The 7,512-nt window shown below is 64.3% G+C and carries 8 protein-coding genes; 1 reads left to right on the top strand and 7 read right to left on the bottom strand.

The features are described 5' to 3' along the window. On the top strand, positions 1–808 hold an 808-nt coding region (locus tag EN991_RS15705), incomplete at its 5' end, for an LLM class flavin-dependent oxidoreductase (RefSeq protein WP_127369089.1). Positions 809–832: 24 nt separating this feature from the next. On the opposite strand, the gene EN991_RS15700 is transcribed toward EN991_RS15705, so the two are convergent. From EN991_RS15700 to EN991_RS15670, 7 genes are all read right to left on the bottom strand, one after another. Then, positions 833–1,228: a RidA family protein gene (locus tag EN991_RS15700; RefSeq protein WP_024503394.1), complete on the bottom strand. Its 396-nt coding sequence runs from the start codon at positions 1,226–1,228 to the stop codon at positions 833–835. 63 nt (positions 1,229–1,291) lie between these two features. Continuing rightward, positions 1,292–2,440 (bottom strand): acyl-CoA dehydrogenase family protein, encoded by a 1,149-nt coding sequence (locus tag EN991_RS15695; protein ID WP_127369088.1) that lies wholly within the window; start codon positions 2,438–2,440, stop codon positions 1,292–1,294. Between the two features lie 75 nt (positions 2,441–2,515). After that, positions 2,516–3,328, bottom strand: coding sequence for an enoyl-CoA hydratase family protein (locus tag EN991_RS15690; protein ID WP_127369087.1), 813 nt, complete (start codon positions 3,326–3,328; stop codon positions 2,516–2,518). Then, positions 3,325–3,795: a MarR family transcriptional regulator gene (locus EN991_RS15685; RefSeq protein WP_127369086.1), complete on the bottom strand. Its 471-nt coding sequence runs from the start codon at positions 3,793–3,795 to the stop codon at positions 3,325–3,327. The genes EN991_RS15690 and EN991_RS15685 overlap by 4 nt, the downstream gene beginning before the upstream one ends. Further along, positions 3,789–4,562, bottom strand: a complete 774-nt coding sequence (locus EN991_RS15680; protein WP_127369085.1) for an SDR family NAD(P)-dependent oxidoreductase — start codon at positions 4,560–4,562, stop codon at positions 3,789–3,791. The genes EN991_RS15685 and EN991_RS15680 overlap by 7 nt, the downstream gene beginning before the upstream one ends. Further along, positions 4,559–6,853 (bottom strand): bifunctional salicylyl-CoA 5-hydroxylase/oxidoreductase, encoded by a 2,295-nt coding sequence (locus EN991_RS15675; protein ID WP_127369084.1) that lies wholly within the window; start codon positions 6,851–6,853, stop codon positions 4,559–4,561. The genes EN991_RS15680 and EN991_RS15675 overlap by 4 nt, the downstream gene beginning before the upstream one ends. Positions 6,854–6,992: 139 nt before the next feature. Beyond that, the coding region (locus EN991_RS15670) for a VOC family protein (RefSeq protein ID WP_127369083.1) at positions 6,993–7,512 on the bottom strand (520 nt) is incomplete at its 5' end.

Raw genomic sequence — 7,512 nt, 5'->3', positions numbered from 1 at the left:
GTTCATGACCGTGCATGTGCCGCTGGTGCATCCGCTCTATGCCGCCAAGGCGCTGGCGACGGTCGACCATATCAGCCAGGGCCGCGCGGGCTTGAACATCGTCTGCGGCTGGAACCCGAAGGAATTCGGCATGTTCGGCACGCCTTTGGTCGAGAAGGGCTACGATCAGGCGGCCGAATGGATCGAAATCCTGGAAAAGCTTTATGCGTCGGCCGAGCCGCTCGATTACGAAGGCACTTATTACCGCCTCAAGGAGGCTGTCAGCCGGCCGGCCAGTCTGCAGGTTCCGCGCCCCGTGACCATGAACGCCGCCTTCGGCGGGCCGGGCCGCGATTTCGCTGCCGCCCGGTGCGATTATCTGTTCACGACATTTTCGGAAATGAGCGATGCCGGCAAGCATGTCGCCGACATCAGCGAGCGGGCCGATAAGGCAGGCCGCGATGTCGGCGTCTACACCGTGGCGCATGTCGTCTGCCGCCCGACGATGGAAGAGGCGCAGGCCTACTACACGCGCTACGCCGTCGATATGGCCGACCATGACGCCGTCGATGCCCACATGGCCGGCAAGAAGGAATTCTCGCAATCGCACGACCCGCACGCCTATGACCGCTACCGGCAGCGTTTCGCCGGCGGCGCCGGCACCTACCCGCTGATCGGAACGCCGGAAACGATCGCCGCCGACATGGTCGCCATTGCCGGGCACGGCTATCAGGGCATCGCGCTGTCCTTCGTCAACTACACGCAAGAACTGCCCTATTTCTGCGATCACGTGCTACCGATCTTGAGGCAGGCGGGGCTTCGCGAATAATTTATTCCTGAGGCAGCCAATAATTTATTCCGGGATGACGGCAGTTGCCTGGATTTCCACTTTGGCGCGATCCTCGACCAGCGCCACCACCTGCATGGCGGCCATCGCCGGAAAATGCCGGCCGATGACCTCGCGATAGGCCTCGCCGATACCCCTGAGATTGGCAAGGTATTCGGCCTTGTCGGTGAAGTACCAGGTCATCGAGGTGATGTGCTGCGGCCCCGCGCCGGCTTCCGCCAACACCGCGACGATGTTCTGAAGCGTTTGCCGCACCTGGCCGACGAAGTCGTCGGTCTCGAACTGGCATTGCCCGTTCCAGCCGACCTGTCCGCCGACGAAGACGAGCTGCCCGCGCGCCGCGACGCCATTGGCGTAGCCGACAGGTTTTGCCCAGCCTTCCGGCTGCAGAATCGTGTGCATTCAAAACCTCCCGGTATTCCAAAACCCAATTTTCAAAATCGAACGCTCGTCAATTTGCCGCCGTCAGGCCGCGCCCATCACTTGCCGCGCAATCACCACTTTCTGCACGTCGGAGGCACCCTCATAGATGCGCAGCGCGCGGATCTCGCGATACAGGCTTTCGACGATGTGGCCTTTGCGGACGCCGTCGCCGCCGTGCAGTTGCACGGCCTTGTCGATCACCTCTTGCGCCTTGTCGGTGGCAAACAGCTTGGCCATTGCGGCTTCGCGGGTGACGCGGGGCGCGCCCATGTCCTTGGTCCAGGCGGCACGGTAGACCAGCAGCGCCGCCGCATCGACATCGAGCGCCATGTCGGCGATGTGCCCCTGCACCATTTGCAATTCGGCCATCGGCGCGCCGAACAGTTTGCGCTCGGCCACGCGTTTGATGCTTTCATCCAGTGCGCGGCGGGCAAAGCCGAGTGCCGCCGCACCGACAGTCGAGCGGAACACGTCGAGCACCGACATGGCGATGCGGAAGCCGTCGCCGGGCTTGCCGATCAGTGCGGCGGCCGGCAGGCGGACCTGGTCGAAAGACAGCCGCGCCAGCGGATGCGGCGCGATAACTTCGAGCCGTTCGGCGATACCAAGGCCCTTCGCGTCGCCAGGCACGAGGAAGGCGGAAAGCCCCTTGGCGCCCGGCGCCTCGCCGGTGCGGGCAAAGACGATATAGAGATCGGCGATGCCGCCATTGGAAATCCAGGTTTTTTCACCGGACAGAATGTAGTCGTCGCCGTCGCGGGTCGCCGTCATCTCGGTGTTGGCGACGTCCGATCCCGAGCGCGGTTCCGACAGGGCGAAGGCTGATATCGCCTTGCCGGCGCGTGTCTTCGAAAGCCATTGCTGCTGCTCCGGCGTACCGAACAGGCTGAGCGCGCCGGTGCCGAGCCCTTGCATGGCGAAAGCGAAATCGGCCAACCCGTCATAGCGGGCAAGCGTCTCGCGCGTGATGCACAAAGTGCGGACGTCGAGGGGGCCCGGATTGTCGGTGTCGAGCGCCGTAGGCTTCAGCCAGCCGTCTTGGCCAAGCTTGGTCACCAGCTCGCGGCAGGCCGCGTCGACATCATGATGATCGACTGGGAGGTTGGTCGTGCACCATGCCTCGAGGTGCTCGGCTAGTTTGCGATGGCGGTCTTCGAAGAACGGCCAGGAGAGGAAGGAACGATCAGGCATTGGTGGCCCCGCTATTGAGGCCTTGCGCACTACGGCGCCCCCCTCCCGCCAACGTCTCCACGCAAAGCATCATCCTCAATCCCCCTCGAACACCGGCTTTTCCTTGGCCACGAACGCCTTGTAGGCGCGCTCGAAGTCGCGGGTCTGCATGCAGATCGCTTGCGCCTGCGCTTCCGCCTCGATCGCCTGGTCGAGACCCATCGACCATTCCTGGTTGAGCTGGGTCTTGGTGATGCCGTGCGCGAAGGTCGGGCCGGAGACGATGCGCGCCGCCATGTCGAGCGCGTCGGCCTCCAGCGATGCGGCATCGACCAGCCGGTTGTAGAAACCCCAGCGTTCGCCTTCATCAGCCGTCATGGTGCGGCCGGTGTAGAGCAGCTCGGCGGCGCGGCCCTGGCCGATGATGCGCGGCAGGATCGCGCAGGCGCCCATGTCGCAGCCGGCGAGGCCGACGCGGGTGAACAGGAACGCGGTCTTGGCTTCCGGCGTGGCGATGCGGATGTCGGAGCTCATCGCAATGATGGCGCCGGCGCCGACCGCGACGCCGTCGACCGCCGCAATGATCGGCTTGCCGCAATTCAGCATCGCCTTGACGAAATCGCCAGTCATGCGGGTGAAGGCCAGGAGCTCCTTCATGTCCATCTTGACCAGCGGGCCGATAATATCGTGGACATCGCCGCCGGAGCAGAAATTGCCGCCATTGGAAAGGAACACCACGGCGTCGACATCGTCGGCATAGACGAGGTCGCGGAACGTGTCGCGAAGCTCGGCATAGCTGTCGAAGGTCAGCGGGTTCTTGCGCTCCGGTCGGTCGAGCCGGACCTTGGCGATCCTGCCCCCGACCTCCCAGAGGAAATGCTTCGGCTTGCGCCCGGCCATTGCGGTCATTCGCGTCCCTCCCAGTTGCTGCGGAACGAGGTCAGCATGCCGGTCAGCCGGCGCGCGTCGTCCTCGCTGACCTTGCCCAGCAATTCGCCGATCCAGCCTTCATGCGCCGCGGCAATGGCGGCAAAGGCCTGCGTCCCTTCCTCGGTCAGCCGCACCATCGAGGTGCGGCGGTCGCCATTGCGCCGCGCGCGGGCGACAAGTCCTTCCGAAACCAGCCGGTCGACGATGCCCGTGACATTGCCGTTGGAGACCAGCAGGAAGCGCGACAGGTCGCTCATCAGCATGCCTTCCGGCGCGCGATAAAGCGCTGCCATCACGTCGAAGCGCGGCAGCGTCGTGTTGAACTCCTTCTTCAGCCGCTCGCGCAGTTCGGCCTCGATCGTGCGCGAGGCGCGCAGCAGCCTGATCCACAGACGCAAGCGGTCCTTGCCGGGTCCCGACGGCGCGGGCAGGGGGCCGGCTACCATGTTTCGCCTCCTGAGATGGAAATCGCCTGTCCGGTGATCGATTGGGCGGCGTCGCCGCACAGCCACAGCACGGCGGCGGCAATTTCATCCGGCTGGATGAAGCGGCCTTGCGGGTTGGTCGAGGCGAGGCTTGACCGCGCTTGCTCGACCGAGCGGCCGGTTTTCTCGATGATGCGCTGGATGGACTCTTCCAGCATTTCGGTTTCCACAAAGCCTGGGCACACCGCGTTGACGGTGACGCCGGATTTCACTGTTTCGGCGGCAAGCGCCCGCATCAGGCCGATGACGCCATGCTTGGCGGCGACGTAAGACGCGACATAGGCGTAGCCTTTCAGGCCGGCGGTCGAGGCGATGAAAACAATTCGTCCCGTTTTCCGCGCGGCCATGCCGCTCAGCGCCGGCTTCACCGTCAGGAAGGCGCCGGTCAGATTGACGTCGAGCGTCCGCTGCCAGTCGCTGAGCGCGGTTTTGTGCGCCGGCGCGCTGCCGGCCATGCCGGCATTGGCGACGACGATGTCGAAGGCCCCACGCGCGGCTTGCGCCCTCTCGTAGAGCGCCACCATTGCCGCCTCGTCGGTGACATCGGCGGCGATGCCAGAGATGCGGTCGTTTTCGCCGGCCACCTTGGCGAGCTCTGCTTCCCGGCGGCCGCAGATGGTGACGCCGATGCCGGCAGCAGCCAGCGCCAGCGCGATGGCCCGCCCGACGCCGGAGCCGCCGCCAGTGACCAGCGCATGCTTGCCGGGTATCGTCGCGGCGGCCGTCATACTTTCAGCCCCGCTGCGGCGTCGCGCTCGGCCAGACGGTAGAGCTGGTCGCGTCCGGGCAGATAGGGATCAGGCCATTTGACACCGCGGTCGCCGAGCGTGACGGCGGCATGCAGCGTCCAGTAGGGATCGGCGAGATGCGGCCGCGCCAGCGCCACCAGGTCGGCGCGGCCGGCCATCAGGATCGAATTGACATGGTCCGGCTCGTAGATGTTGCCGACCGCCATCGTCGCCATGCCGACCTCGTTGCGGATGCGGTCGGAAAACGGCGTCTGGAACATGCGGCCATAGACAGGCTTGGCCAGTGCCGAGGTCTGGCCTGCCGAGACATCGCAGATGTCGACGCCGGCCTCATGCAGCAGCCGCGCGATCTCGACCGCGTCGGCCGGCGTCACGCCCTCGATGCCGACCCAGTCATTGGCCGAAATGCGCATCGAGATCGGCTTCTCCGCCGGCCAGGCGGCGCGCACCGCGCGGAAGATTTCGAGGGGATAGCGCATGCGATTGTCCAGCGAACCGCCATATTCATCCGTGCGCCGGTTGGTGACCGGCGTGATGAAGGACGACAAGAGATAGCCATGCGCGGCGTGGATTTCGAGCATGTCGAAGCCGCAACGATCGGCCATCTCGGTGGACGCCACGAATTCGTCGCGCACGCGGTCCATGTCGGCGCGGTCCATCGCCTTCGGCACCTGATTCTGCGGCGACCACGCGACCGCCGAGGCCGCCATCACAGGCCAATTGCCTGAGACCAACGGCACGTCAGTGCCCTCCCAGCCAAGCCGGGTCGAGCCCTTGGCGCCGGAATGGCCGATCTGGGCGCAGATCTTGGCTTCGGTTTCGGTATGGACAAAGTCGACCAGCCGCTTCCACGCCACCTCATGCTCGGGCGCGTAGAAGCCGGGACAGCCGGGCGTGATGCGCCCCTCGGGGCTGACGCAGGTCATCTCGATATAGATGAGGCCGGCGCCGCCCTTGGCGCGCTCGGCGTAGTGGGTGAAATGCCAGTCGGTCGGACAGCCGTCGACAGCCTTGTACTGCGCCATCGGCGAAACGACGACGCGGTTCTGCAGCCTCATGTCGCGCAGCTTGAACGGCGCGAACATCGGCGCGCGGCGCAGGCTGTTGCCGCCGGCGCCCGCCTGGCGCTGGAACCATTCTTCCGCGCTTTCAAGCCATTCGGCATCGCGCAGTCGCAGATTCTCGTGGCTGATACGCTGCGAGCGGGTCAAAAGCGAATAGTTGAACTGCACCGGATCGAGGCCGAGATAGCGCTCGACCTCCTCGAACCATTCCAGCGAATTGCGCGCCGCCGATTGCAGCTTCAGCACCTCGGTGCGGCGGGCATCCTCATATCTGCGGAAAGCGGCATCCAAGTCCGGCTCGGTTTCGACATATTCGGCCAGCGCCACAGCACTTTCCAGTGCCAGCTTGGTGCCGGAGCCGATCGAGAAATGCGCCGATGCCGCCGCATCGCCCATCAGCGCGAGATTCTTGTAAGACCAGCGCTCGCACAGCACGCGCGGGAAATTGATCCAAGCCGAACCGCGGATATGGTTGGCATTCGTCATCAAGGCGTGGCCGCCGAGATGTTTTTCGAAGATCCGCTCACAAACGGCGATCGATTCCTGCTGCGACATCGCACCGAAGCCGAAGGCAGCCCAGGTCTGCTCGCTGCACTCGACGATGAAGGTCGCCGTGTCGCTGTCGAACTGGTAGGCGTGCGCCCACACCCAGCCATGCTCGGTTTTCTCGAAGATGAAGGTGAAGGCGTCGTCGAATTTCTGGTTGGTGCCGAGCCAGACGAACTTGCATTTGCGGGTGTCGATGTCGGGCTTGAAGATGTCGACGAAACTGTTGCGCGCCCTGGAGTTCAGGCCGTCGGCAGCGACGACCAGATCGTGCGTCTCCATGTAAGGCTTGGGATCGGCGATGTCGGTCTCGAACATCAGCTTGACGCCGAGTTCACGCGCCCGGCGCTGCAGCAGGACCAGCAGCCGCTTGCGGCCGATGCCGCAGAAGCCGTGTCCTGACGAGACCGTGCGCACGCCGTCATGGATGACTGCGATGTCGTCCCAGTAGGCAAAGTGCTTCTTGATCCAGACGGCGCTGACCGGATCGTTTTTCGACAGATTGTCGAGCGTTTCGGCCGACAGCACGACGCCCCAGCCGAACGTGTCGTCGGCGCGGTTGCGCTCGAACACCGTCACATCGTGGGCGGCGTCCCTCAATATCATCGAAATGGCAAAGTAGAGGCCGGCTGGTCCGCCGCCGAGAACCGCAACCTTCATCTGTGCGATCTCCTCTTCGCTTGCTGGAGTTCAGTATCGCGCCGGCGACAAGATATTTCAAGCTTAAAGTTTTATATCAGAAGATCGTCCTGACATGGCGAAAGCGCGCCTGCGTGTCATCACGCAAGCGCGCTGCCGATCACTTTTCCGGGTTCTTCGGGCTCCACAGCACCGTCTCGGCGCCCTTCTCATAGGCCATGCCATCGGGATAGCTGATCGCTTCCAGTTGCAGCCCCCACGGCGCCTGGAAATAGAGGATGGTCTGGCCGGCGGCGGGTCCTTCCTTGACCGGCAGCGGCCCCATCCGCGTCTTGACGCCCTTGCCTTCGAGATAGGCTTTGGCAGCGGCGACGTCGTCGACATAGAAGGCGATGTGGAAGCCGCCAATGTCGCTGTTCTTCGGCGTCAGGTCCTTCTGGTCCGGTGCTGTGTATTTGAACAGCTCGATGTTCGAGCCGTAGCCACAACGCACCATGGTGACCTCTTCGATCACCGCCTTCGGATCGACGCCCAGGAGATCCTGCATGAAGGTGCCCTTGTCGTCGGCGAACGGGCCGAACGACATCGCCTTCTTGCAGCCGACCACTTCGGTGAAGAAGTCGACCGCCTGCTTCATGTCGGGAACCGTGATCCCGGTGTGGTCGTGGCCGCGCATGCCC

The sequence above is a fragment of the Mesorhizobium sp. M7A.F.Ca.US.005.03.2.1 genome (assembly GCF_003997795.1).
Taxonomy (GTDB): domain Bacteria; phylum Pseudomonadota; class Alphaproteobacteria; order Rhizobiales; family Rhizobiaceae; genus Mesorhizobium; species Mesorhizobium ciceri.
This window is presented reverse-complemented; position numbering and strand designations above follow the sequence as displayed.